Origin of the sequence: Methanobacterium alcaliphilum (assembly GCF_023227715.1) — an archaeon.
Taxonomy (GTDB): domain Archaea; phylum Methanobacteriota; class Methanobacteria; order Methanobacteriales; family Methanobacteriaceae; genus Methanobacterium_E; species Methanobacterium_E alcaliphilum.
The window spans coordinates 68,154-93,908 of sequence record NZ_JALKIF010000005.1 but is presented as its reverse complement, the minus strand read 5'-3'; the positions used below and the strand labels follow the sequence as shown (position 1 = coordinate 93,908).

Annotated in this window: 27 protein-coding genes, 1 tRNA gene and 1 other RNA gene; 12 read left to right on the top strand and 17 right to left on the bottom strand. The window is 34.2% G+C overall.

Annotated elements, in window-relative coordinates:
• Positions 1–67: 67 nt before the first annotated feature.
• The 4 genes from MXE27_RS04905 to MXE27_RS04890 all read left to right on the top strand — a co-directional run bounded on the left by MXE27_RS04905 (position 68) and on the right by MXE27_RS04890 (position 6,086).
• The gene (locus MXE27_RS04905) at positions 68–1,201 is read left to right on the top strand and encodes a pyridoxal phosphate-dependent aminotransferase (RefSeq protein ID WP_248611291.1); all 1,134 of its coding nucleotides are present in this window, start codon (positions 68–70) and stop codon (positions 1,199–1,201) included.
• A 107-nt stretch (positions 1,202–1,308) separates the two neighbouring features.
• Positions 1,309–3,855 (top strand): cation-translocating P-type ATPase, encoded by a 2,547-nt coding sequence (locus MXE27_RS04900; RefSeq protein WP_248611290.1) that lies wholly within the window; start codon positions 1,309–1,311, stop codon positions 3,853–3,855.
• A 78-nt stretch (positions 3,856–3,933) separates the two neighbouring features.
• A complete protein-coding gene (locus MXE27_RS04895) occupies positions 3,934–4,728 on the top strand; it encodes a 4Fe-4S double cluster binding domain-containing protein (protein ID WP_248611289.1) in 795 nt (264 codons plus the stop codon).
• Between the two features lie 149 nt (positions 4,729–4,877).
• Positions 4,878–6,086, top strand: a complete 1,209-nt coding sequence (locus MXE27_RS04890) for an aminotransferase-like domain-containing protein (protein WP_248611288.1) — start codon at positions 4,878–4,880, stop codon at positions 6,084–6,086.
• Positions 6,087–6,148: 62 nt separating this feature from the next.
• On the opposite strand, the gene MXE27_RS04885 is transcribed toward MXE27_RS04890, so the two are convergent.
• Positions 6,149–6,640, bottom strand: coding sequence for a DUF6790 family protein (locus MXE27_RS04885; RefSeq protein ID WP_248611390.1), 492 nt, complete (start codon positions 6,638–6,640; stop codon positions 6,149–6,151).
• Positions 6,641–6,855: 215 nt separating this feature from the next.
• On the opposite strand from MXE27_RS04885, the gene MXE27_RS04880 reads away from it, so the two are divergent.
• The gene (locus MXE27_RS04880; RefSeq protein ID WP_248611287.1) at positions 6,856–7,326 is read left to right on the top strand and encodes a VOC family protein; all 471 of its coding nucleotides are present in this window, start codon (positions 6,856–6,858) and stop codon (positions 7,324–7,326) included.
• Positions 7,327–7,372: 46 nt separating this feature from the next.
• On the opposite strand, the gene MXE27_RS04875 is transcribed toward MXE27_RS04880, so the two are convergent.
• Positions 7,373–7,457, bottom strand: a tRNA-Ser gene (locus MXE27_RS04875).
• A gap of 114 nt (positions 7,458–7,571) precedes the next feature.
• An RNA gene (gene ffs, locus MXE27_RS04870) (signal recognition particle sRNA) lies at positions 7,572–7,887 on the bottom strand.
• Positions 7,888–8,037: 150 nt separating this feature from the next.
• Here ffs and MXE27_RS04865 point away from each other — a divergent pair.
• Complete coding sequence (locus MXE27_RS04865) at positions 8,038–8,973, top strand: inorganic phosphate transporter (RefSeq protein WP_342765991.1); 936 nt, start codon at positions 8,038–8,040, stop codon at positions 8,971–8,973.
• Between the two features lie 53 nt (positions 8,974–9,026).
• On the opposite strand, the gene MXE27_RS04860 is transcribed toward MXE27_RS04865, so the two are convergent.
• From MXE27_RS04860 to hdrC, 7 genes are all read right to left on the bottom strand, one after another.
• Positions 9,027–9,422: a CBS domain-containing protein gene (locus MXE27_RS04860; protein ID WP_248611285.1), complete on the bottom strand. Its 396-nt coding sequence runs from the start codon at positions 9,420–9,422 to the stop codon at positions 9,027–9,029.
• Entirely contained in the window at positions 9,400–10,317 is a 918-nt protein-coding gene (locus MXE27_RS04855) for a 2-phosphoglycerate kinase (RefSeq protein ID WP_248611284.1), read from the bottom strand. Before MXE27_RS04855 ends, MXE27_RS04860 begins: the two co-directional genes overlap by 23 nt.
• Positions 10,318–10,543: 226 nt before the next feature.
• Complete coding sequence (locus tag MXE27_RS04850; RefSeq protein WP_248611283.1) at positions 10,544–11,209, bottom strand: metallophosphoesterase; 666 nt, start codon at positions 11,207–11,209, stop codon at positions 10,544–10,546.
• Between the two features lie 60 nt (positions 11,210–11,269).
• Complete coding sequence (locus MXE27_RS04845) at positions 11,270–11,797, bottom strand: DUF2096 domain-containing protein (protein WP_248611282.1); 528 nt, start codon at positions 11,795–11,797, stop codon at positions 11,270–11,272.
• A complete protein-coding gene (locus MXE27_RS04840; RefSeq protein WP_248611281.1) occupies positions 11,794–12,060 on the bottom strand; it encodes a DUF749 domain-containing protein in 267 nt (88 codons plus the stop codon). Before MXE27_RS04840 ends, MXE27_RS04845 begins: the two co-directional genes overlap by 4 nt.
• A 194-nt stretch (positions 12,061–12,254) precedes the next feature.
• A complete protein-coding gene (hdrB, locus tag MXE27_RS04835) occupies positions 12,255–13,166 on the bottom strand; it encodes a CoB--CoM heterodisulfide reductase subunit B (protein ID WP_248611280.1) in 912 nt (303 codons plus the stop codon).
• 23 nt (positions 13,167–13,189) lie between these two features.
• A complete protein-coding gene (hdrC, locus tag MXE27_RS04830) occupies positions 13,190–14,038 on the bottom strand; it encodes a CoB--CoM heterodisulfide reductase subunit C (protein WP_248611279.1) in 849 nt (282 codons plus the stop codon).
• Positions 14,039–14,311: 273 nt separating this feature from the next.
• Between hdrC and MXE27_RS04825 the strand changes: the two genes are divergently transcribed.
• Positions 14,312–15,049 (top strand): archaeosine tRNA-ribosyltransferase, encoded by a 738-nt coding sequence (locus MXE27_RS04825; protein ID WP_248611278.1) that lies wholly within the window; start codon positions 14,312–14,314, stop codon positions 15,047–15,049.
• Positions 15,050–15,085: 36 nt separating this feature from the next.
• Here MXE27_RS04825 and MXE27_RS04820 read toward each other — a convergent pair whose 3' ends face one another.
• From MXE27_RS04820 to MXE27_RS04810, 3 genes are all read right to left on the bottom strand, one after another.
• Positions 15,086–15,670: a class I SAM-dependent methyltransferase gene (locus tag MXE27_RS04820; protein ID WP_248611277.1), complete on the bottom strand. Its 585-nt coding sequence runs from the start codon at positions 15,668–15,670 to the stop codon at positions 15,086–15,088.
• Between the two features lie 68 nt (positions 15,671–15,738).
• Positions 15,739–17,007 carry an ABC transporter permease gene (locus MXE27_RS04815; protein ID WP_248611276.1) on the bottom strand — a complete coding sequence of 423 codons (1,269 nt, stop codon included), beginning with the start codon at positions 17,005–17,007 and terminating at the stop codon, positions 15,739–15,741.
• A gap of 28 nt (positions 17,008–17,035) precedes the next feature.
• Positions 17,036–17,977, bottom strand: coding sequence for an ABC transporter ATP-binding protein (locus tag MXE27_RS04810; protein ID WP_248611275.1), 942 nt, complete (start codon positions 17,975–17,977; stop codon positions 17,036–17,038).
• 130 nt (positions 17,978–18,107) lie between these two features.
• On the opposite strand from MXE27_RS04810, the gene MXE27_RS04805 reads away from it, so the two are divergent.
• Positions 18,108–18,329: a hypothetical protein gene (locus tag MXE27_RS04805; protein WP_248611274.1), complete on the top strand. Its 222-nt coding sequence runs from the start codon at positions 18,108–18,110 to the stop codon at positions 18,327–18,329.
• Positions 18,330–18,384: 55 nt separating this feature from the next.
• On the opposite strand, the gene dph5 is transcribed toward MXE27_RS04805, so the two are convergent.
• A complete protein-coding gene (gene dph5, locus MXE27_RS04800; protein WP_248611273.1) occupies positions 18,385–19,173 on the bottom strand; it encodes a diphthine synthase in 789 nt (262 codons plus the stop codon).
• A gap of 216 nt (positions 19,174–19,389) precedes the next feature.
• Here dph5 and MXE27_RS04795 point away from each other — a divergent pair, with 216 nt between their 5' ends.
• Positions 19,390–20,409 carry a class I SAM-dependent methyltransferase gene (locus tag MXE27_RS04795; protein ID WP_248611272.1) on the top strand — a complete coding sequence of 340 codons (1,020 nt, stop codon included), beginning with the start codon at positions 19,390–19,392 and terminating at the stop codon, positions 20,407–20,409.
• Positions 20,410–20,424: 15 nt separating this feature from the next.
• On the opposite strand, the gene mtnA is transcribed toward MXE27_RS04795, so the two are convergent.
• Positions 20,425–21,354, bottom strand: coding sequence for an S-methyl-5-thioribose-1-phosphate isomerase (gene mtnA / locus MXE27_RS04790; protein ID WP_248611271.1), 930 nt, complete (start codon positions 21,352–21,354; stop codon positions 20,425–20,427).
• Positions 21,355–21,725: 371 nt separating this feature from the next.
• Between mtnA and MXE27_RS04785 the strand changes: the two genes are divergently transcribed.
• The 3 genes from MXE27_RS04785 to MXE27_RS04775 are packed head-to-tail and all read left to right on the top strand — an operon-like array spanning position 21,726 to position 24,170.
• Positions 21,726–22,679 carry an ABC transporter substrate-binding protein gene (locus MXE27_RS04785; protein ID WP_248611270.1) on the top strand — a complete coding sequence of 318 codons (954 nt, stop codon included), beginning with the start codon at positions 21,726–21,728 and terminating at the stop codon, positions 22,677–22,679.
• 16 nt (positions 22,680–22,695) lie between these two features.
• The gene (locus MXE27_RS04780) at positions 22,696–23,433 is read left to right on the top strand and encodes an ABC transporter permease (RefSeq protein WP_248611269.1); all 738 of its coding nucleotides are present in this window, start codon (positions 22,696–22,698) and stop codon (positions 23,431–23,433) included.
• Complete coding sequence (locus MXE27_RS04775) at positions 23,427–24,170, top strand: ABC transporter ATP-binding protein (protein WP_248611389.1); 744 nt, start codon at positions 23,427–23,429, stop codon at positions 24,168–24,170. Before MXE27_RS04780 ends, MXE27_RS04775 begins: the two co-directional genes overlap by 7 nt.
• 80 nt (positions 24,171–24,250) lie before the next feature.
• Here the strand turns inward: MXE27_RS04775 and MXE27_RS04770 are convergent, their stop codons facing one another.
• Positions 24,251–25,120 (bottom strand): radical SAM protein, encoded by an 870-nt coding sequence (locus MXE27_RS04770; protein ID WP_248611268.1) that lies wholly within the window; start codon positions 25,118–25,120, stop codon positions 24,251–24,253.
• Between the two features lie 76 nt (positions 25,121–25,196).
• Positions 25,197–25,754 carry a methanogenesis marker 17 protein gene (locus MXE27_RS04765; RefSeq protein WP_248611267.1) on the bottom strand — a complete coding sequence of 186 codons (558 nt, stop codon included), beginning with the start codon at positions 25,752–25,754 and terminating at the stop codon, positions 25,197–25,199.
• Between the last annotated feature and the right edge of the window lies 1 nt (position 25,755).

The window sequence follows — 25,755 nt, the reverse complement described above, 5'->3', positions numbered from 1 at the left end:
TGATGGGTTATACATTGAATGGTTTTTAATAATCAGTCTCAGTTAAGTCCATTATGAAGGTGAATATATGATAAATCCAGCTAACCGAGTGAAATCCGTTGAAATGTCTCAGATAAGGAAAATGTTCGAAATTGCCAGCCCCACAGCCATAAGTTTAGGCCTTGGTGAACCCGATTTTGATACACCAATACATATCCGGCAGGCCGTGGTTGATGCATTGGAGGAAGGATTTACTCATTACACCTCAAATAAAGGTATCCCCGAATTAAGGGAAGCAATTTCCAACAAACTAGCATCTGAAAATAAAGTAAAATCAGATCCAGAATCAATATTAGTTACGGTAGGGGCTAGTGAAGCATTATATATGTCAACTCAAGCATTTGTAAACCCTGGCGACGAGGTACTTATACCAGACCCTGGTTTTTTATCTTATGCTGCTTGTGTGAAACTTTCAGAGGGAATTCCAGTACCCATTCCCTTGAAAAAGGAAAATGATTTGCGTATGACTATTGAGGATGTAGAAGACCTAATCAATCCCCATACTAAAGCCATTATATTGAATTCACCCTGCAATCCTACTGGAAGTGTTATGAAAAAGAAAGATATTAAGGGAATCGCTAAGTTGGCAGATGATAATGATATGTTAATCATATCTGATGAAATCTATGAAAAAATAATATACTCAGATAAAGGCCAAAACAAAGTAAAACATTACAGTCCAGGACAATTCAGTGAAAATGCTATCACCATTAATGGTTTTTCCAAGACTTATGCTATGACTGGTTTTCGGATTGCATATATTGCCGCTTGTGAACACTTGAGTGAAGAACTATTAAAAGTACACCAATACAACACCGCTTGTGCTAGTTCAATTTCACAGAAAGCTGCTTTAACTGCCATAAAAGGACCTCAAAAGTGTGTAGATGAAATGTTAGCCGAATTTAAAAGGAGAAGAAACCTCATAGTTTCCAGATTAAATGATATGGGCTGGGAATGTAAATCACCCCAGGGAGCATTTTATGTATTCCTCGATGTAAGAGATTCACAGGAATTTGTGAAACAAGCGCTTAATAATGACGTAGTTGTAGTCTCAGGAGCAGGATTTGGTAAAACAAGCACCAATTATGTGCGCATGTCTTATGCAACATCTTATGAAAATATTGAAACTGCAATGGAACGTCTAGAGAATGTAAAATTCTAAAATAAAATATTTTAAATTATTTATGAGAATATAAAACTATAATTCTCATTTTTTTTATTGCTATTATTTATATCGGAATCACCAAATATTTACTCCGAGGGGTGAAATTGGATAATTTTGATTTAATAGATATTGAAAAAATATCTGGACTATCTGAGTCAGAAGCTGTAGCTAGACTGGAAAAATATGGCTATAATGAGTTACCGTCAACAGAAAAAAGAGGGTTTCTTGATCTGATGATAGATGTGATTAAAGAGCCTATGTTTTTACTTCTTATTACTTGCGGATCTATTTATTTTATTTTAGGAGACCTTCAAGAAGGTCTAATGTTAATGGGTTTTGTAGTAGGGATAATAGCCATCACATTTTACCAAGAGAGAAAAACTGAGAACACCTTAGAAGCATTACGAGACCTCTCCAGTCCCAGAGCGCAGGTAATTCGTGATGGGCAAAGAAAAAGGATTGCTGGGCGAGAAGTGGTTCAAGGCGATATTTTAATTTTAGAAGAAGGTGATCGGGTGCCTGCCGATGCAGTTGTTTTAAGCTGTACTAACCTGATGGTGAATGAATCACTCTTAACTGGCGAATCAGTACCGGTACGTAAAATATCCTGCGGAGGAGTTATAGAGATGGATAAACCAGGAGGGGATGGGATCCCTTCAGTATACTCTGGAACTATGATAGTACAGGGACAGGGACTAGCTCAAGCCATAAATACTGGTTTGTATAGCGAAATGGGGAAAATCGGTAAGACTTTGAAAGTCCTTAAAACAGAAGATACACCTTTACAAAAAGAAAGCAGGGCCCTGGTAATGAATATGGCCATTATTGGTATTTTTTTATGTTTACTGGTGATAATAGCATATGGAATAACGCGTTTTAATTGGATAAATGGATTTTTAGCAGGTATAACTCTGGCTATGGCCATTTTACCTGAAGAGATTCCAGTAGTATTAACTATTTTTTTAGCATTAGGTGCATGGCGAATATCACAAGAAAGAGTACTTACCCGACGTTCTCATGCAATTCAAGCTATAGGTTCTTGTACAGTACTTTGTGTTGATAAAACTGGCACTTTAACTATTAATGATATGATTGTAAGTAAAATTTTTGCTCACGAACAATTTTGTGATATAAAACCCCATTCCAACAGTCTGCCTGAAAATTTTCACGAATTAGTGGAATTTAGTATACTTGCCAGTCAAAGGGATCCTTTTGATCCCATGGAAAAATCTATTAAAAAATTAGGTTCTGATACACTTTCCAATACCGAGCATTTACACGATGACTGGTCCATCATACGAGAGTACCCATTATCAACCAGGTTACTGGCCATGTCCCATGTTTGGAATTCTCCTGATAAAAAAAAATTTATTATTGCAGCTAAAGGTGCGCCTGAAGCTATTTTTGATCTTTGCCATTTTAATGAGAAGCAAATAGCAAATATGGATAAAAATGTCGCATTAATGGCAGGTGAAGGTTTAAGAGTTTTAGCAGTAGCCAAAGCATCATTTACAGAAAAAAGATTGCCCGGCGAACAGCACGATTTTGTTTTTAAGTTTTTAGGGTTGGTTGGATTTTTAGATCCTGTGCGCCCCAACGTTAAAAAAGCGGTTCAACAATGTTATGATGCTGGAATTCAAGTAGTTATGATTACCGGAGATTACATTGGTACTGCTAAAAACATAGCACGTAAAATAGGACTTGATGAAAAATCAAAAGAAATTACAGGTATAGAATTAAATGAAATGACTGATGAAGAATTAAAAAAAGAAATTAAGGAAATAAATATTTTTGCCAGAGTAGTTCCTGAACAAAAACTGAGGATTGTTGAAGCTTTTAAATCGCATGGAGAAGTAGTTGCTATGACTGGTGATGGGGTTAACGACGCTCCTGCCCTTAAATCCGCGCAAATTGGAATAAGTATGGGTGGTAGGGGTACTGATGTAGCCAGGGAAGCATCTTCTCTAGTGCTCTTAGATGATGATTTTTTCTCTATTGTTTCTGCAGTTAAAATGGGTCGTAGAATTTTTGATAATATAAAAAAAGCCACAGCTTATATTTTCGCGGTGCACATCCCCATTGTTGGAATGTCCCTTCTTCCAGTTTTGTTTCAGTGGCCACTTGTTCTCTTCCCAGTACATATTGTATTTTTAGAGTTAATAATTGACCCTGCTTGTTCTATAGTCTTTGAAGCCGAAAAATCAGAAGCAAATATTATGAATCGCCCGCCTAAAAGCCTGAAAGAACCAATTTTTCAAAGAGAAATGATGGGGCTCAGCATATTACAGGGCATTAGTGTATTGATAATTGTTCTCCTTGTTTATCTTATATCCCTCGCTTTAAAGCAGGAGGAAAATGTGGCTCGTGCAATGACTTTCACCACACTCATCATAGCCAATTTATCATTAATTCTTACAAATCTTTCATGGTCTAAAACAATAATTGAAAATATCCGTTCACCCAACCCTGCACTATGGTGGGTTATTGGCGGTGCTTTAGCATTCTTATTAGTAGTTCTCTACATACCATACCTGCAAAAATTATTCAGTTTCGGAAATTTGCAGGTTAACGATATTATTATCTGTTTTTTATCTGGAATCATCAGCATATTATGGTTTGAGGTGCTAAAAAAGTTTAAAAAATTTAATTAATAAAATTATTGAAAATAGATCAGATGAGGTTACTTAATGCATCATATAAAAAAATATATCCTGAAAATGTGTAAAAAAATGAGGATTCCATTAGTAGGGTTTGCAGGTGCAGATAGGTGGGAAAATCCCCCTCTTAATCTCCCGAATAATTTTAAAAATTGGATACCTACTGAATTTTGGCCTCGGAGCATATATCCTGAAACTGAAACAGTTATAGTCATAGGACTGCCAGTTCAACTACCAATAGTAGAAACTGCTCCTTCAATTTTTTATCATGAGCTTTATAAAACTGTAAATTCTCTTTTAGATTTAAAAGCATATGAATTATCAGAAATATTAAATCAAAAAGGTTTTGCCTCGATTTACATTCCACGTGATGGATACGGCGACATTGATATCCTTCTCAAAAACCCATTAACTTTCTTTTCCCATAGACATGCTGCTTACCTCTCAGGGCTTGGATCTTTTGGGCAGAATAATGTGATTTTGACACCAGAATATGGCCCTCGGGTAAGATTCACTTCTATCTTTACTTCCGCAGTAATAGAATCTGACCCTATTCATGGAGATGATCTCTGTACTCGGTGCTTGCGTTGTATTGATGAGTGTCCTGTAAATGCCATACCACCGCTTCCATCTTCAGATAAAAATGTTTTTCCTGAAATTATTGACAAAATAAGTTGTGCTAAAAGAAGTAAAAGTCTGAGAGAAAAATACACCAGCCCCTGTGGTATTTGTATCAAAGTTTGTCCCATTGGAAAAGATAGAAAATTGTTTTCAAGAGAAAATATGGATATTTACAATTCCAGTGAACGTTTTAAAAAATATAAAAATGCTTGGAATCATGTGAAGTCTTATGGAGGGCATGAATAAAGGTGTAAGGATTATTGCTAGAATTAACTAATTTAATGATAGACTTTTTTTATAAATAGGAATGGATTCATTCTAAAAATAGGTTTTTAAATAATGTTTAAACATATTACTAGGTGTTAATAATAATTATATGAAAAAATTGTACAGGTATGTCAAAAATGCAAGAAAACACAGGGAATCAATACAAATTTGCCCAAAGAATGTCAAATACTCCTCGTTCTTTTGTTCGTGAAATTTTAAAGGTTACAGAAAACCCAGAAATAATATCTTTTGCAGGAGGGCTTCCTAATCCTCAGAGTTTCCCTGTGGGCCCTATATCTACTTCAGTTAGTGAAGTTTTAGAAGAAAGTGGTTCAGAAGCATTGCAGTACAGTACCACGGAAGGTTATACTCCTTTAAGAAAATACATTGCAGAAAGATATTCTTCACAGGGATTAAATGTAAATGAAGATGAGATTTTGATTACAAATGGTTCTCAGCAGTGCCTTGATTTGGTAGGTAAGGTATTTCTGGATAAAGGCGATACGGTTCTTTTAGAAAAACCCACTTATTTGGCGGCTATACAGGCATTTAGTTTATATGAAGTGCAATTTAAGTCCGTGCGCTTATTAGAAGATGGGGTAGATATAGATGAAATGGAAAATATGCTTTCCACCGAAAATATTAAACTATTTTATGCTGTCACCAATTTTCAAAATCCAACTGGTATTACTTATTCAAATAATAAAAGAAAAAAACTGGCAAAGCTTATGAGAGATTATGATACCATCCTAATCGAGGATAATCCTTATGGAGAAATACGTTTTATGGGAAGTAGTATTCCTCCTGTAAAATCCTATCTGGATGAAGGGATATTATTTGGTTCTTTTTCAAAGATAGTTTCACCAGGTATGCGTTTAGGGTGGATAGTGGCCCGAGAAAAAGTGATGGAAAAATTGATAATCGCCAAACAGGCTTCAGATTTACATTCTAATTATTTTACTCAAAGAATAGTTTATCAGTACTTGAATACAAATCCAGTGGATGAGCATATACAGAAAATAAGAAACCTTTACAAAAAACAACGAAATCTTATGATAAAAATGATTGAAGAACATTTTCCACCGCAAGTTAAATACACTCAACCCGAGGGAGGAATGTTTTTATGGGTAACTTTACCAGAAGGAACCTCATCATTGGAACTATTTGACCGCGCCATTGAAGAAAATGTAGCATTTGTTCCAGGGCAGGCTTTTTTTGCAGAAGGAAATGGTGAAAATACAATGCGATTGAATTTCACTAATTCTGATGATAAAGGTATTGAAGAAGGCATTAAAAGGCTGGGAAATGTTATTAAAGAACGATTATCTCAAAATTAATTTTCATATTTTTATTATTTCTAATCAGATAATTGTAAATTTAAAAAAAAAAGTTAATTAAATTATTCTATAGTTTCAGCTTTATTCTCTGATAGTTTATAAGCAACTAACAGAATAATCAGGATTATGGGCATGATAATGTCCATATATAGTGGTGCTCCAACATTACCCGGTGCATAGTTTTGAAAGTTAATCATGTCCATGATGTGACCATAGGCTGCACCCCAGAAGAATACAGTGTAACCTATAATAGTTGCAGTCCAAAAGTTATCTCTAAATTTCCAGGATAAAATACCCAATACACCAAAGCTTAAGTTTGCACATGCTACTTCAAACTGAAAGGGGCTTCCAGCAGGCCATCCTATGTAAGCTGCAATTTGTGCTGCCATAAATGTATGTCCCAAAAAAGTCCATATTGAACCTATTCCTACCATCACAACCAGAAAGGATAAAAGAAAAATTTCAATTATTTTATTTGTATTTAGTGATTTTTTATTTTTCACAAGTAGTAAAATTACAAGTAGTGCCGTTATTGTGGGCCAGATATATAGCATATTCACAGCAATTCCTCCAAAATATTATTCCTTAAAGATATTTAGTTATTGCCACTATATAATTATAGGTTTTGTTTAGATCATGTCAATAAAACTAGCCATATTCCATTTAAATAATAGTTTTCATTCACTCTAAGATTAATTATAAATAAATTTGTTCCATATTCATATCATCTAAATTTAAAACCTAAAATCAAAAATAAGAAGGTGGTTAATTGGCAACACAGTATATTTGTTCTCTTTTAACAGTAAAAGACATAAATAAATCAAAAAAATTCTATAAAAATGTTTTAAATCAAGAAATAGAATTAGATCATGGCGAAAACGTTTCGTTTAGTGGAGGTTTTGCGATTCATGATAGAGATCACTTCAAAAACTTAATTAATAAACCCATAAGTGGTCCTCAGAATAATATAGAATTATATTTTGAATCAGAGGATATGGAAAGCATACAAAGTAAATTAAAATTAATTGGCGTTTCATTTTTACATGAAATATTTGAACAACCATGGGGGCAGCGCGTAATGCGTTTTTATGACCCAGATAATTATATTATCGAAATAGGAGAACCCATAGAATTTACAATAGTGAGATTTTTTAAAGATGGATTGAGTGCAGAACAAATAGTTCAGCGAACTTCTATGCCCCTAAATATTGTTAAAACAGTTATTAAATCCCTGAATTAATTGAATTGTGAAAATAGAGCAAATATTAAGTAAAATATATTCTAAGCGCCGGGGACGGGATTTGAACCCGCGAGATCCTAAGGATCATGGGATTAGCAGTCCCACGCCGTACCAGACTGGGCCACCCCGGCATACGATTATTATTTTTATTTTTATTCATTAGAAAAAAGGGTAATTTAGACTTTTAGATGTAATCAGTTATAAATGTTTCTTTTGAAAACATATTAATTAAAATATTGATTATTAAATGGGCGTGTTCAAGAGTGGACAACCCTTCCGATTATCAGTGATCCAAAAATCCAACTCCACCCCGTTGCTCCACAAGCATCAGTTGTTCTAAGTAGAGCTGCTCCTTTCCAGGCCTGACCCGTTCCCTAGATTAAAATAGTTTACTCTAACCCTCCAGTTAGAGCCCTATCGCCACCAATCCTGCGGGACGAGGTTTCTACATTGAATTAATGGGCTGACAATTAGTTAAATTGCCGCCTCTTGAACTTCAACTGCGCCATATAGGGGATATGCGCTGATAGAGGACCCCTACCCCTCCAGTCTAGCCCAAATTATATTAATCAAAGTACTATTTTAAGGTTACTATTTCACCAATTTATTGAAGATTATATCCTGGGAAATATAATTACATATAAATGTTTTTATCAACTAAATAAGTATATGGAGTGGCTGATAATAATAAGCGTACTCACCAGCATTTATATGGCGTTTAATATTGCGGCCAATGACATTGGAAACTCCATGGGAACTGCAGTAGGTAGTGGCTCACTCAAAATGAAAAGGGCATTACTAATAGGAGCCGTATTTGTATTTGTAGGTGCTCTGTTTCTTGGCGGAAATGTAATAAAAACCATAAGCGAAGGAATAATTCCCGCAGGATCTTTTACGAGTACAGGGGCCTTTGTTGTTACTATTTCTGCAGGAATATGGATTACCATTACTTTGATTAAAAAAATCCCCATATCTGGATCCGATGCCATTGTAAGTGCAGTTTTTGGCCTGGGAATAGCTAGTGTTGGTTTGGAACATATGAATTTACCAGTTCTAGGTTTTATAGTATTAAGCTGGATGATTTCACCATTAATCGGATTGTTAATAGGATTTACCATGTATTTTATCCTTAAAAAAGTTTTTATTGATAAAATCAGAAATATTGCTTTTAAAGACCGGTTAGAAAAAGTTTTTTCATATCTTCAAATTATTAGTTCTTCTTTTTCCGCACTAAATGTAGGGGCTTTAGATATTGCAGTTGCAACTGGGGTTCTTTTTGCCATAATAGGAGAAAGTAATGAATGGCTTAATCTCCTAGGTGCTTTTGGTCTTGTTTTAGGAATAATAATTGCAGGAAATAGAGTTACAGAAACTATTGGACGTAGAATAACTGATTTAGTCCCTACTCGTGGATTCTCAGCACAAATGTCTGCTGCAGCTGTGGTTTTTATTTTCATATCATATGGAATGCCCATTTCTCCAACCCAAACACTTGTTGGATCTGTAATTGGAGTGGGATTAGCCAGAGGAACATCCACTATAAAATACGACGCCATTAAACACATTGCTTATACATGGATAATTACTATCCCCGCATGTATTGGCCTTTCAGCAAGCATATACTTATTGATTACAGGGTTATTTTAATATTAGAAGGAAAATTTAAAAAAAGATAATTAAAAATTTAAAAATGAGAAAAATTAGATTTTAAAGGCTTTAATAATATCTCCATCAGAAATTATGCCTTGTACTTCCCCATTATCAACAACTACTAACTGGTTTATAATTCCACCTTCAGAACCATGTTCGTGCATTTTATTTATAGCCTGATTTAAATCGTCATCGGGCTTTACACATGCTACATTCTTAACCATAACATTTTTTACAATGGTTCCCAACTCATAGTTGTCCAGAATAAGGTTATGTCCTAAATCAGATGCAGTGACTATACCAATTAATTTTTCATTATCAATTACAGGTAAAGCACTAACTTTATGTTTCATTAACTTTTCAAAAGCAAATACCACATCTTCTTCAGGAAGTACGGATATCACATTTTTAGTCATTATTTCCTTAACTTTTCGATTTTTCAGCACCTTTTTTGCCCCCATTAGTTTTTGTTAGGGATTTTATTATAGAATCAATGGTAGTAACCACGTCTATATTTTCTATAACCGGAACATTATTTTTCTTGGCTTGACTCTCAAAATATTTATGAGTTCTCCGGATAGCCCAAAAATAACTCATATACCTTTTAAGTGGCCTTCTAGCCCACATTTGCCTGCATCTAGAATAAAACCTTCCTTTATGAACATTTTCATCAGAAACAGTTAAGACAAACATGGCCACATTTTCTTTATTTACCAGGTCTTCCCTTATAAACCCTGGAACAATATGGACTCCTTCAATAACTATACTAATCCCTTCTTTTAATGATCTCTCAATTACTGCTTCAACACCAATACTAACTGAGTCCACATGGTCTCTAAATCCTATAAGTACCTCATCCAGTTCAGGTGGGGGAGGTATCCTTAAAGATCTATAAGCAGTGTAACTTGATTCGTAGATAGAGGGCAATAGTTCTTTAGAAACTATTTTACGCATTACTTCACGAATCATATCCGTACTAATCATATTTCTAATACCCAATCGATTAGCTACTTCAAAAGCAATGGATGATGTACCCACACCAGATGCACCACCAATTAAAATTATTAAAGGCTCTTTACATTTACGGATTTTTCTCCATACAACATATTTTTCAGCTATATCTTTATCATCCGATTTTAACCGTTGACAAACAATTTTAACTAGATCATCTATAGTTATCACAGTAATTTCTTCTTTTTTAAGGTGAGCTTCAATTTGTGACGCGAAAGTATACGCCTTATTTGGATCCATTTCAGCTCTGGTTAAAGATCTGGCCAGAACTCCTTTAGAAAAAGGTTCTGTGTATTTTTTCCCACTTACTTCTCCTTGAACCATAATCATTATCCTCACCTCAAAAAAACAGCCTATACAAATTAAAGTAAGTATAATCTTTTTTATATACTTTTCACAAATCCATATATTATTTTATCCAATCCCCTTCAACTAAAGTAAATTTTTTAAAAAAAATACACATAGTGAATATTTTTTTTTACTTATCTGGAAAACAGAATTAATCTAAATAAATAAATTAAATGAATATTCAAATTTTTTTTTATGTTGAAAGTCATTATAAAGAAATTATTTTGGAATTAACCTCTTTTTTAGTAGGTTCTATTGTAATTAAACAAGCCGCTCCTTTAGAAAATTCTCCAGGATTTATGATTGTAGTTTCACCTATTTTATCAATTCCCGGGGATTCATGAATATGACCACAAATATTTAATGTAGGGTGATGTTTTTCAATTATCTGCCGAACGCTTTTACTTCCCACATGGTCACCTGATGGGAGTAGATCAGTGCAGGTATCGTAGGGAGGGGCATGAGTTAGTAATATTTGTATATCCTGATTTTTAATTTGCAGCATTATATTTTCCAATTCATTATATATTTCTGATTCAGCAAATTCAAGTGGAGTGTTAAATGGAGTTGGATTAGATCCACCAAAACCACAGATACCTACATTTTTTATAGAAACACTTTTCCCATGGGCATTAACTGCTTTTGAGTTTTCCATTTGTTTATGGATTCCCTGTGGATCGCAGTTTCCAGGAATGGCAATTACAGGAATATCATATAGACTTAATTGATTAAGAATATCTTTTGCAAGTTCTGTCGGTCCAAAATGAGTAATATCCCCTGCAATTAAAATTAAATCTATTTTATTGCTATTTAAATAATCATCAAGCGCTTTAGATGTCTTCCCGTGTAAATCACTAATAGCCAATATATTCATAATACCACCTGTGAATTTATTGTAGAAAAAATAGAAAATTTAAAACGTAAATGTTGATGATCAATCTCTAAAAAAAGATCCTATTTCTTTTAGACCAGTTTTAACATTAGCTGCATCACCATAGAGTGCAATTACTTCATCTTCTTCAAATTCTATAATTAGATTTAGTTCTTCTGCAATGTCCTGAACTCTATCCTCAGCAATAGCTTCTTTTAGAGTTACTCTCGCAGCAGAAAATCCCGGCGGGGCACCAACAATGAATCGGGACTTGGTCTCCTTTGAGGCATATATCTCTTCACCTCGAGATGCCCTCATTAATTTATCGACCCATTCTTGATAATAATCATTTCCTAAACTTTCTGCTAATATTAGCAAAGAATCTTGAATAGAATTCAAAAAATCATTTATTCTCTTTAATTCATTCATCATGTCAGGATGGGTGGGATCTTTTTTATAAAAATTGATTGATGTTCTTACTAATCTAATATCCTCATTAATCTTTGTAGGTACATCTATGTTATTTTTTCGAAGATCAGTTAAAAGATTGACTAAGACCAGCCACGTTTGTTCAATTGGGAAACTGCTCATAAATGTCCTTCCAGTATCTTTAGGGAAGTATGATTAATCTTTGCATCTGCATCCTTTAATTCTTCCTTAATTTCATTAATGTTTTCGTAAGAATCTAAAAATAGCACATGATAACTTTCAGTGCCTTTTATATTCAGGATTGCAATCTCATCATCATCATCTATTTCTTTTTTCTCCAAGCGTGCCTTAAAATCTACAAAAGACCCATATTCTTCTGGAAGTTCATTAAATTTAAATATTCCTGCAAGAGTCGCAATAAACAAAAAAACACCTCTAACTATTTTAAAATGATTTGAATTTTTTAATTAATATGTATATGTCATATAAATTATTTATAATTATAGAATTAATGGGTTAAATTAGTAATTAGAAATAATTCTCTTATGCAAATCATAGCATAATTTTATAATGTGAAAATCGAAAAAAAATAATTTAAAAAAAAAAAGATGTTGGAGAATTATTCTCCACCAGTGATTTCGTCTAATTCAGATAATTTGCACTGTGCAACAGCGTCGTCAGTGCAGATTTGGTGAGCGTCTAAAGTTAGTTCTTCACCAGCTAATCCCATAGCTAAACCTAATAGTTGGGCTAAGTGGAATACAGGAATGTTGAATTCTTCGCCGATTTTGTTTTTGATTTCCATTTGACCTACATCAAATTGTAAGTGACAGAATGGACAAACATTTACAATAGCGTCTACACCGGCTGCTTTCATGTTGGTGAGTTTTTCTTTAGTGAAATCTAGAGCAACATCAATGTCTCTGGATCGTACTCCACCACCAGCACCACAGCACATCATTTTGTCTTTGTATGGGACAGATTTTGCACCAGTTGCTTCGACGATTTCGTCTAAGATGGTTGGTTTTTCAGCGTTATCAATTTGAATTTCCTCACTTGGTTTGAGGAAGTGGCAACCATAGTGTACAGCAACATTTAAGTTCAGTGGCTGGTCTACTAATTCAGATAATTTGTCTAAGCCCACATCATTGTAGAGTACTTCAGCAAAGTGCCTTACATTAATATCGCCTTTGAATTCTCTTCCGGTTTCAGCGAGGATTTCATTGATTTTTCCTTTCATTTCCTCGTCTTCTTTTAACATGTGGTTGGTTTCAAATAAAGAGCCAAAACAACCATTACATTCAGTCATAATGTCTGCACCCATGTCTTCAGCAATGGTAATGTTCCGAGCAGCAATAGCAGCCCATGTGGTTTTATCAAAAGAACCAAATACACCAGGAGCAGGACAACATGATGCTCCTTCCATGTCATTGAGGCCAATTTCTAGTTTATCAAATAATATTCGAGTAGCCTTTTCGATACCAGGGTATCGGTTGTTCATGATACATCCTAAGAAGTATGCGATTTCCATTTTATGATCCTCCTAAAAATTGATTATTCTAAATCCTTTGATTCCCAGTTGTATCCAATCAAGGAGTCAAATCCAGTAGATTTTAAGATTGTTTGCACTTCTTCCAGTGCTTCAGGGTAAGTGTGAGTTGTAGGTGGTAATTCGCTTAATCCTACTCTTTTTCTTAGTTCCATAGTGGCATCGTTAATTGGTACACCGTGACCGCTTTCAATAACGAATTTACCAGTCATTTTGTGGGCAGGTGCCATGAAACCAGCTTGAGCAGCTTCGTTACGGGCTAATTTTACAACATCCACAATTTTAATACCTCTTGGGCATCTTTCCTGGCAAGCGTAACAGGTAGTACACATCCATAATGAAGGGTCAGCAATTACATCGTCTTTTAATCCCATGTTAGTTTTTCTGACGATTTGTCTGATCCTGTATGGGGTTCTCCTTCCAGATGGGCAGGACCCAGTACAGGTACCGCATTGGAAACAGTACTCTAAACTGTCACCGCCTGCTGCTTTAATTTTCTCGGAAAACTCTTTGTCTATAGCATCTCTTTTAAGTAAGTTTTCATCTTTTTGCAGTAAAGACATTCTTTCACTCCTTTCGGGTTTTGGTTTTTCTTCTTCAGTTACCACAGGGGTTTTGGATTCTTTTCCCTTTTTAGAAGGTTCTTCAACTTCTTTTGTTTCAGCAGGTTTAACTGCTTCTTTGGTAGATTCTGTTTTTTTTACAGGGGTCTCCTCTTTTTTTGGAGTCGCCTCAGTCGATTTTGGTTTTTTTGAAGTTGGAGTTGAAGATTCAGAGGACTTTTGTTTATTATCCTCTTCAGATTCCTCTTTTTCCCCGGTTAACATACTCTTAAGGCGTTTTAACATTGACATTATTTTCACACCTTGAAACATCACTGGTTAATTAACCTCTGATTCTCTTATTAGATTGTGATTTATATCCATATATAAAGGTTGCTAAAAATTTGAAAAGTGTAACCTTTTAGGTTACAGTATTGAAGGAAATGGAATCAATGCCCCAGGTACATAATTTATTAAAGAAAAATCTAAATTAGTAACGTCTATGTTATACTAAAAAAATTGATTTAATTTATTATTGCAAATTTATGATTAAGATTTTTAAAATACTGAATGGAAAGTGAAATTGTGCAAAATAATAAGCTTGAAATTAAAATCCATGACGGTCCGGCGAGACTAGGACATCACGGAGATATAAAAACTCCTTCAATTTTACCTTTAGAATCACTGAACCTCTGTGAAGATGAACCAATGCCTTTCGATGTGCCCCGAGGTTTAGCGCAATGGTCTGTTGAAAAAACACTGAAAAATGCAGCTAACATTGAAGATAAGTTAGGTGTAATCCAGGGTTCAAAATATGTTGATTTAAGAGTGTACTGTGCTCAGAAATTAGAAAAAATGGGATTTAACACATTAGTACTGGCTAATGCAGATGAATTAATGCGCAGGCCCCGCGAATTAGCCGATATTATTGTACATTTAAGAGAAAACTTGAGTCCCAATACATCTCTAGTGTTTCCTTTTGCAGATGCATCGTTTATACCCGTTTTATGCTATATGGGAGTTGATTTCTTTTCAGATGCTATTTGCGAGTTTTATAGTTATTTAAATATTATAATGACCCCCAGTAACTCTTACAGTCAGGAAAAATATCAAATATATAATCTGGATCAAGTCGAACTTGCAGAATACAATAAAAATACCCTCGATCTGGTGGTAAGAGAAGTTCAAACCAATATCGAAAATGGAACCTTAAGAAATTTGGTGGAAGAACGTTCCTGCTCCTCGCCACAAAACATGTCTCTAGTGAGAATACTGGATAAAGAACATATTAACTATCTAAAAAAATACACTCCCATTCATTAACCCATATTAATTATAAAAAAATGAAAAATTAGTTAATTAGCTAATCAATTTAAGCAACAACATATAATGGAATTTACCTACATTTTCAATTCTTACTTTTTTAAAATTGTATTTCTCAAGTAAATAAACTACATCTTCTGCTTCGACTCTAACTGAAAGAGGAGGCCCCGGTGAATTTTCAATTTTTTTGAAATCAAGGATAGCTAAAATACCTCCCGGTTTAATAATTCGTGTTATTTCATGTATTGATTCTTTTAACTCATTATTTTCTACAAATCCATGAAAAACATTAGCCATTAAACAATAATCAACTTCATTATTAGCTAGAGGTATTCTGGAAGTAATATCTGCGGTAATAGCACTGATATTTTTAACACCCCTACTTTTAATTTCGCCTTTAAGCGAATCAATAGAATCTTCGTATATATCCACTGCATATACATTACCAGATTCTCCAACAAATTTTGAAGCTTCCAATGAAATATGGCCATCTCCACAACCAGCATCTAAAAATATGTCTGACTCTTTAACACCCATTTTAATTAGAACTTCTTCAGCATCAATAAATTCTCTACTTGATTTTCCATGATGAACATGTTTTTTTTCTAAAATAATAATCACCCTCTTTTTTGTCCATTTTTAATTAATTACAATGAGAATGCTGGAAATGAATAATATCCATATTTTTATCACCTTTCAACACTTAAACGAAGTTTAGAAAATAAGAAAACACCAATAGCAAAAAGGATCGCAGTTAAAAAAGCACTCCATGCTAGATCATAGATAATTGCATTGAATCCCTCACCAAAGGTTAGTACAGCACGTAATGCGTCTAAAATATGAGTCCAGGGTAAAATGTCATATATTTCAAAAGATCTACCCATGAATTCACCAATTACAACTTGTGGAAGTTGGAAAAAAGCCCCAACCATAAAACTAGTTGGTACTGAAATCAATATTCCTAAATTAGATGCTTGCTGATCATTTTTTGCAAATGACGCTATAATCATACCTAGAGCAATAGATCCAATACCCCCAATGACTCCTATAAACATAGCAAGTAATATTGAATTTATGCCACCTTGCCAGTTAAAACCCATCATTAAAGCTGCTAAAAGAAGAATTAAAACTTGTACTGCGGCTACTGCAGACCAAGGAATAAGTGCACCGAATAACATGTCAAATGATCTCATTTTAGAAAGCTTTAATCTTGCTAAAGTCCCCTTTTCAACTTCACGAGTTAAGTTTGCACCTACAGTAGTAGATAAAAGCAGAATAGCGAATACCATCATCCCCGGAGCTAAAAAGTCAAATTGCGAAAAAGCCTCTGTTCCAGGAACTGATTCCACATCCCCTTCAAACAGCTTTATAGAAGCAACGCCCCTACCTCCAGAGGATTGATTTTGGATATTAATTACTAATTCATCCTGATAACGTTCTAATATCCCTACAAGCATGGCCTGAGATATTCCAAACCCAATACTTGATGTATCTCCACGGATAGCAATTTTTAAAGTATCATTATCTGCTGAATAAACATCCCCTACCATTTGAGCGCGTATAGAATCCTCCATAATGTCCGCAATGGATTGGGAAAAGTTTTGAGGTATGATAATAATAGCATCAACTTCCTTACGCTGTATCATTTCATAGGCAGATGATTCAGTAGTTTTGGTCACATTAAATAATTTAACATCACTATCCTCATACTCCGAATCAGTTAATATTTCTGTGAGATTATCACCAAAATTAACCTTTTCATCGCTTAAAGGCATTTCGGAACCATTGTCTAGATTTACAACTGCTATATCACGCGGTTCGTTGCTTTTGCCCATGTCACCAAAGGCAAAACCAAAAATAATCATAAAAAACAATGGAAAAAGTAGTATCATGAAAAGGCCTCTGCGGTCCCGGACAAGCTCTTTAAAATCCTTGATAGCTATACTAATAAATTTCATTTAAGTCACCCATAATAATAAAAATTCTTTATTCTCTTAAACTGGTTCCAGTTAATTCAATGAAAACATCTTCTAATGTGTTTGGTCTGAGAGATAAATCTGCTACCCTAACATCTAATTCCTGCAGAATTTCCATCACCTTTGGGAGTTTACTTACTGCATTTAAGGCCCTTACATTAATCATACCATCAACTTCAACAGCAGAATCTATGAAATCCAGACTCTTAAGTTTGTTAACTGCTTGTGAAATTTTATCAGGGTCAGATAAATGTATATCCACCACATCCCCTTCACCTATTTCTCTTTTAAGATTTTCAGGCGTGTCCAATCTAAGCAGTTTTCCATGATCAATAATAGCGATTCTATCCGAAAGGCGATCAGCTTCATCCATAAGATGAGTAGTTAGAATTACAGTTTTCCCTTCATCATCCCTGAGAGATCTGATAAAATTCCACAAAACTCTTCTTGATTGGGGATCCAAACCTTCAGATGGTTCATCTAAAACAACAATTTCCGGAGAATGAATTAAAGCCATAGCAAGGTTCAATCTACGTTTCATACCTCCAGACAAATTAGAAACTAAAGTATCCGCCTTATCATTTAACATGAGGTCATTTAATAACTGTTTAACCCTTTCTTTTAAGATAGGATTAGGAACCTCGTACATTTCCCCCATGAATTTTAAACTCTCCTTACAAGTTAAACTTTCCCATAAAACAATTTCCTGTGGACATATCCCAATTTTAATCTTATCAACATGGTTAATGTCTTCGCCATCAATGATAATCTGACCTTCTGTTGGGTGAAGTAGTCCTACTATCATACTAATAGAAGTTGTTTTTCCGGCCCCATTAGGCCCTAAAAAACCAAAAACTTCGCCTTTTTTTATTTTCAAATTTAAACCATCGACAGCCGTAAACCCATCAAAACTTTTACGAATGTTTTTTGCTTCAATAACATAAGTATCCATATTATTCCCCTTGAAAGTGAAATATAAAACTATTTTGAAATATGATTTTTCTTATTTTTTAATATAATTAGTAAGTACTTGAACTTTTAATTACATAATGATTATTATAATGTATTATATCGTGATAAAAATGATCGAAAAAATAGAAGTTAGCATGACAAACCAAAATGTGCACAACTTTAAAAGAGGAGAATTTGGGGTAGAAGGCATTGATGTCAATGAAAAAAGTGGTTTTATTGAAATTAAATATTTCTCAAAAGAAGTTGGAACCAGATATGTGATTCTACCTTTAAATAATGTTGAAAAATGTGACTATATTGTCAAAGAAGACAAAAATGAACAGAAAAAATAAACTATACATAACATTGCTTTCTTACTTATAGCCCTTTGGAAAAAAATAGTTTAATTTAATTATCATCCAATATCTCTTCTGGAGCCCCAGCCATAGCAACCAAGTATTCTGCCTCCATAAAGTGCATTTTTGAGGGTATTATAAGACAATGCAGCGGGCCCCCAAAATCCTCATTTAAAAGATTATTGATTTTATCAGCTCTTATTCGCGGTTTATCTGATCCTGCTCTGGCAATTACAATGGCCAGAGAATCCCCAGTAATAACACTTTCATTACGATCAGATTCAACTTTTAATAAGTATTCTAAACCTTCATTAGCCGACATATACCTATCTTCATGAGCACGTATATCCAGTAAAACTAGGGTATGAGCATCATATTCCTGATTAGTCTTTATAGCAAGATAGGGCGAATGAGGAAAATAATTTTCTTCAGAAAAAGGTATTGTAGTTACTTTTCCAAACTTATAGGCCTGAAGTCCGGAGATTCCAGGCGCTGCTGAAAGAATAGAAGATGAATGGATGACCATGGTTTCAATACCTCTTTTTTTAGCATCCATCATCATATCGGTGTGAGTAGTTGCAATAAGTGCATCACCTGCAACTAAAAAAGCAACATCCATAGTTTCTGCGTCATTTAAAGGAACTGTTTCTTCCTCCACCTGTTCTCTACTTAAAATCTCAACTTTCCGCCCCAACAATTCTTCAAACGCAGAAATGGTTGTCCCAAATAATCCCGCTGTGTAAAATTCAGCGTAAACTACATCTGCATTCTTCAAAGCTTCTAAACCTTTAAGTGAAATATCCTTTTCATCATAAAGCCCGAGACCAATAAAATAAATCATAAAAATCACCTTTTAAATTTCTAATATTTATTATCTCAATTAAATTAAAACACTATTTTGTAAATCTAATCTTTTTTTAACTATAATATTATAACTGAAAATTCAATATAAAACATTAAGTTAATTCTGTATACTTAAATTATAATAAATAGATTATATCCTTACACATACAAATCAGTTCTTAATAACCATGAAAATAAATATCTGAGGAATCATATGAAGTGTTTAAAAGTTCCCAAACAAATGGCCAATGACATCCGAAAAGTAATGATGGAAAAGTCGTTAATTGATTTAGATCTTAAAATTAAAAGAGACTCTGAATTTGTATATTTGCCATTGATATCTCGCGTAGATTTTGAAAAATTAAGAAAATTGAACATGTGCCAATTTCTTGATGATTTAAAATTTGAAGCCCAAAAAAGAGGGCCCCGGAGCTTTATGGACTTTTTAAAAGATAGTATTGAATCTGAAAAGATACAAGATATAAAGAAATCTTTTGATATAATAGGAGACGTGGTTATCTTAGAGATTCCGGAGGAGTTGTATATTCATAAATACATAATTGGGAAAGCTGCACTTGATTTTACCAAAAGAAAATCTGTTTTTATGAAAAAAAGCGAAATTAAAGGAATCACACGAACCAGAGAATTAGAATTTCTCGCTGGTGAAGATCAATCAGAAACCGTGCACATCGAATATGGTTCTAGAATCATGTTAGATGTTAAAAAAGTTTATTTCAGCCCCAGACTTGCTACTGAAAGAGAAAGGGTGGCGCAACAAGTGAAAGATGGAGAGATAATCGTGGATATGTTTGCTGGTGTCGGCCCATTTGTAGTAGATATAGCCAGACAAAGAGAAGTCCATATCTATGCAGTAGACATTAATCCATACGCTTTTAGTTATTTAAAACACAATATAGCACTAAATCATATTGAAAATAAGGTCTCTCCTCTTTTTGGCGACGTGAGAGAAGTTTTAAAAAACAAGCAAATAACTGCAGATAGAGTGATTATGAACCTTCCAGGGACTGCTTACCAGTTTTTAGATTTAGCCTTGGAATTAATTAGTCCCGGCGGAATTTTGCACTATTATGAATTCGCATCAGATTATGAAACACCAATTAATAGAATTAAATCTTCTGCCAAAAATAGAAAAGTAAAAATTCTAAATAAAAGGCATGTGAAATCCCGCAGTCCCGGTGTATGGCATGTGGGAATTGATGTTCAAATAGAATAAATATAGAATATGTACTCACAGTGGATCCAAAATACCTTTTTCTGTGATTATGCCTGCAATGAGGTCACTAGGCACAATATCAAATGCGGGGTTGTTTACCTCAGTGTCGCAAGGTGCGATTCTACAACCACCATAACATAATACTTCTTCTGATCCTCTTTCTTCTATCTCCACGTCGTATATTGATTTTTCAGGATCAAAAGTACTCATTGGTGCTGCTACATAGAAAGGTACTCCAAAACGTTGAGCAGCAAGAGCAACCATTAAAGAACCTATTTTATTTGCCACTCCACCTTTAGCGACTCTATCCGCACCAATCACAATTTTATCAACTTCTCCCTGCTGCATCATGTAACCTGCCGCACTGTCCACTATCATTTTTACAGGGATATTTTCCTGCTGCATTTCCCACACACTTAATCGTGCCCCCTGACCTAATGGCCGGGTTTCATCACATATAACTTTAATTTTCTTTCCATCTTCTGCAGCAGCCCTTATAACACCAAGAGCCGTTCCATAATCAACACATGCTAATGCACCAGCATTACAGTGGGTTAAAATCGTATCTCCATCATTAATTACACTCGATCCATATTTTCCAATAGATCTGTTGGTATCAATATCTTCCTGATACATTTCCAGTGCTTTATCCAGGGGCGAATCTGAAGCCATTACCCTATCAACTGCCCAGAACAAATTTACAGCAGTGGGACGTGATGCTTTAATTTCTTCTGCTACTTTTTCCAAATTTTCGCCAGCTTCATCAGCTAAAGCAACTGCAAATGCGGCAGCAACACCAATAGCAGGCGCCCCCCTTACTACCATTGTTTTTATTGCAGTTATAACATCTTTATAATTTTTACATGTGAAATAAGTAAGTTCATCAGGTATCTTAGTTTGATCAATGAGTAACAGTTTATTATCTTCCCAGAGCATGGTTTTCATATGGACTCCTCCCAACAAACAGTTTTTATTTAAAAGATTTATTACGCAAATAGGTTATTTCTTATTACTTATAAAGATATATAAAAAAAAGTTATGATCTTGAAATAATTTAAAACTAAATGGAATAGGCTAATTAAAATTAGTAAGCACAAATCATTATTGGTAGATTTATACTAATTTTTAAACTGTTTTATATAACTTAAAGAGGTTTATAACTGAATTTATCACAATATTTAAAATATAACAAATACAAATTGAGATTAATTTATATAAACTGCCCATTATCCATATATCAAAATTATACCATCATAGAAAAATAAAAATGTCATTATTTACCGGGAATAATTCAATGTATTATAACAAGGAGATTTATGCGATACTATAAACTTATAATCCTATTTATTATTATTTTATTGATTGCGAGTGCATTTTGGAATATTTTCGCTCCAGGTGAACAGAATGTTATTAAAGTAGCTTATTTACCCACAGATCACAATGCTGCTCTTTTAGTAGGTAAAAATAATAAAACCTATGAAAAAAATGGTTTGAATGTTAAAACTGTGCAAATAAATACTGGTTCTAATATTGTGGATGCTGTAGCCAGCGGGGATGTGGATATTGGGTATGCTGGAATAACTCCGGTCATGCAGGGAATAAGTAAAGGAGTTCCCATTAAAGTCGTAGGGGCGGTTAATCTGGAAGGAAGTGGAATTGTAGTTGAGCCTAATTCCAACATAACCCGCACTGCTGATTTGAAGGGTAAAAAAATAGCAACCCCTGGAGTGAGTTCTATACAACAAATATTATTGCTTTATGAACTGCAGAAATACAATATCACTCCTGAAGAAGTGAATATAATATCTATAAATGTTTATAATATTCCTTCGTCCTTAGCAGCCCATAAAGTTGATGCATATATTTCTTACGAACCTTTTGTATCTTTAGCACCCTACAGAAATATTGGTAAAGTATTAATATATTCTAATGATATCTTGAAAGACCATCCCTGCTGCGTTATAATTGCCAGTGAAAAATTCATAAAAGAAAATCCTCAAGAGCTGGATAAATTCCTTAAAATCCATCAGCAATCCACACAGTATGTAAATACGCACCCTAATGAAACTGCAAATATTATTAATGCAGAATTAATCACAAATCTTGAAATTGAGGCTTTCTCTTTAACACATATTAAATTTGTATCGTCCATTGATAAGTCCTTTCAGAAAAAGGTTTTAGAATTTGCAGAAATAGAAAAAAATTTGGGATATTTAAATAAAAATTTAACAGCAGAGGATATATTTGATACTCAATTTTTAGGTAATTAATCTTTAGGAGTTTAAAATGAAAAAAATATTAATTTCACTGATATTACCAGTTTCAATTATAATAATCTGGGCCATTTTAACATCTTTTACAGGAATGATACCATCATATTTTTTACCAAGCCCTTATGATGTTTTAATATCATTTGAAACACTTTTAGTTAATGGTCAGCTAATACAAGACACTTCCTTAACATTAATGAGAGTTTTACTGGGTTTAACTGTTTCAGCAATGGTGGGTATTCCTTTAGGGATTCTAATAGGCTGGTCAAGTGCTGTAAATAATTTAACTGATTTAACTATAGGTATTCTGCGGCCTATCCCTCCTATTGCATGGATACCTTTTTCTATCCTGTGGTTTGGTGTAGGTCTTGAATCAGCAATTTTTATTATATTTGTAGGTAGTGTTTTTCCCATACTCATCAACACCATGGATGGAGTTAAAAGAGTAGATAAAGTCCTTCTGGAGTCAGCTTATACTCTGGGGGCTAGTGAAACTCAGACGCTGTGGAAAGTTGTAGTTCCTGCATCTTTACCCAGTATCGTCACAGGGTTGAAGATTGGTGTGGGGGTTGGGTTAATGTGTACTGTGGCTGCAGAAATGATTGGATCCAACAGTGGTCTTGGTTATCTCATATTCACATCCACCAGTATGTTAGATACTGCTAGTGCCATAGTTGGAATGTTGATTATAGGATCTATTGGGTTAGGTGCGGATTTCATTTTCAGCCGCATAGAGAAGGAGGTGAACTGGTGATAACCCTGGAAAACATTAGTAAAAGTTTTACTCATGATAAAAAAGAGCAGCTTAGCCTTAAAAATATCAATTTAAATGTTAATGATGGTGAATTTCTATGTTTAGTGGGTCCCTCCGGATGTGGAAAAACCACTCTCCTTAGGATGATTGCAGGTCTTGATTTCCCCTCCAGTGGACATATAATAGAAGATTTAGATGATATAACTGGCCCTAGTAATGAAAGAGGTTATGTGTTCCAACAATATTCCTTATTTCCATGGCGTAGTGTCCTAGAAAATATAACATTTGGATTAGAGCTTAGAAAACTTGAAAAAGAAGAAAGAAACCAGAAAGCCAGACAATATCTGGAAATGGTGGGCCTATCCAAATTTGAAAATAGTTTTCCCCGCGAATTATCCGGAGGTATGAAGCAACGAGTGGCCATTGCACGTTCACTGGTAAACAACCCCAAGGTTCTTTTAATGGATGAGCCTTTTTCTGCTCTGGATTTTCAAAGTCGGCACAAACTTCAAGAAGAACTAGTGCGTATATGGCAAGAAGAACAGAAAACCATCATTTTTGTCACCCATAATGTGGATGAAGCTGTTTTTCTGGCGGATAGAATTATTGTTTTAAGCCCATCTCCAGGAACCATACTTAAGACATTTAATATTGGGCTGGACAGGATTCGTGACAGAAATTCATCTGAATTTTTAAGTATTAAAAAAGAAATCATAGGTTTGTTGGATATTGAGTAATAATTCCTAGGAAAAAGCCTACAAATTCCATTTCAAAAATAAATAATAAATATTTAAAATTAATTAAGGGAATAAAAAGATTAGTAATGACTGGCAGGAGTCATATCCAGATGCTTGTCTTCACTTTTTTTACCTGGAATCCCAAAGGCATCTGCCCTGCACTGAGTACATGCCCGGAATATAGGTATGATCTCTTCCACTTCATCCCTAACTTTTTCAATTTCGGCACAAGTTGGTCTAGAGTAATCCTTCATATTTCCTAAAGGAATTAAAGGTATCACGTTCATTAAAGAAGCGCCTCTTTTTTTAACCTCTCTGGCAATGTCAACTATATGTTCATCATTCAACCCTGGAATTAAAACACTGTTTACTTTGACAATGATTCCCTTTTCAGTTATTTTTTCAATACCTTCCAGTTGATTTTTTGAAAGGATCTTAAATGCTTCTTCCCCTTTATAGACTTTTCCCTGGTACACTACATGAGAATAAATATTTTTGCCAATTTCAGGGTCAATTGCATTTACCGTTACAGTGATGGTGTTAATATCAAGTTCTGATAATTCCTCAGCTTTATCTGCTAAAAGCAAACCATTAGTACTCATACATTTTATGAGTTCTGGAAAATTTTCAGTTGCTTTTTTAAAGAATTCAAATGTTTCATCATTGGCCAGGGCATCCCCGGGTCCTGCAACACCAATAACAGATATAGGCATTTCATCTGTGACTTTTTCAACATGGGCCACAGCTTCCTTGGCATCCATCACACGAGCAGCCACACCTGGTCTTTTCTCGCACTCATTAATTTCCCGAGTACAAAAATTGCAGTGAATATTGCACCTTGGAGCTATAGGTAAATGAATCCTACCAACTTTATCATGCATTTTTTCATTGAAGCAAGGGTGTGCTCTTGTAATATGGGCGAATCTTGCTTGTTTATCAGCTTCATCCATGAATATAACCTCAATAATCTTAAAAGAATATTATTTTAAATTTTTCTCTAAAATGTATTGGTATTTAGTAATATATCTATTTATCCTTAAGTTCATTAACCATTAAACGACCTTTTTCAATCCAATCATCTTGTAAAAGCTCGTCTGTGCATACCATAGCCACAATATTCCCCTTTGAAATATCTTTTATGACCCGGAAACCTTCTGGAAGTATTCTAAAAATAGCATCATATATTTTACGTTTAAGATTCTTTGCAGGGTCATAAATTGTTATACCCTGTAATTCCACTTCAGGATTATCAATAATAACCTCGAATCTAGTTGGTTGGCTTATTTTTTCCCTCCCTTCAAGTTCCCAAAGGATTTTCATTAAATCCGGAAGATAAGTTTCATCTTTTATGCGAATATAAACCTTTTTTTCTGAGTTATCATATTTTAAATCAGCTAAATCCTCAATTAAAACTGGATTTGTAGTTTTTTCAATTTCAACAGCAATTATAAATACAGGTTCTCTAGGATCAACAAAAATTTGCATATTCTTAACTGAACGAGCTATTTGCAGATCTTGAAGTACTTGCCTTACTATCATTTCATATACTTCAGCACCCTTAGAATCATAACATTCTACAAGCATT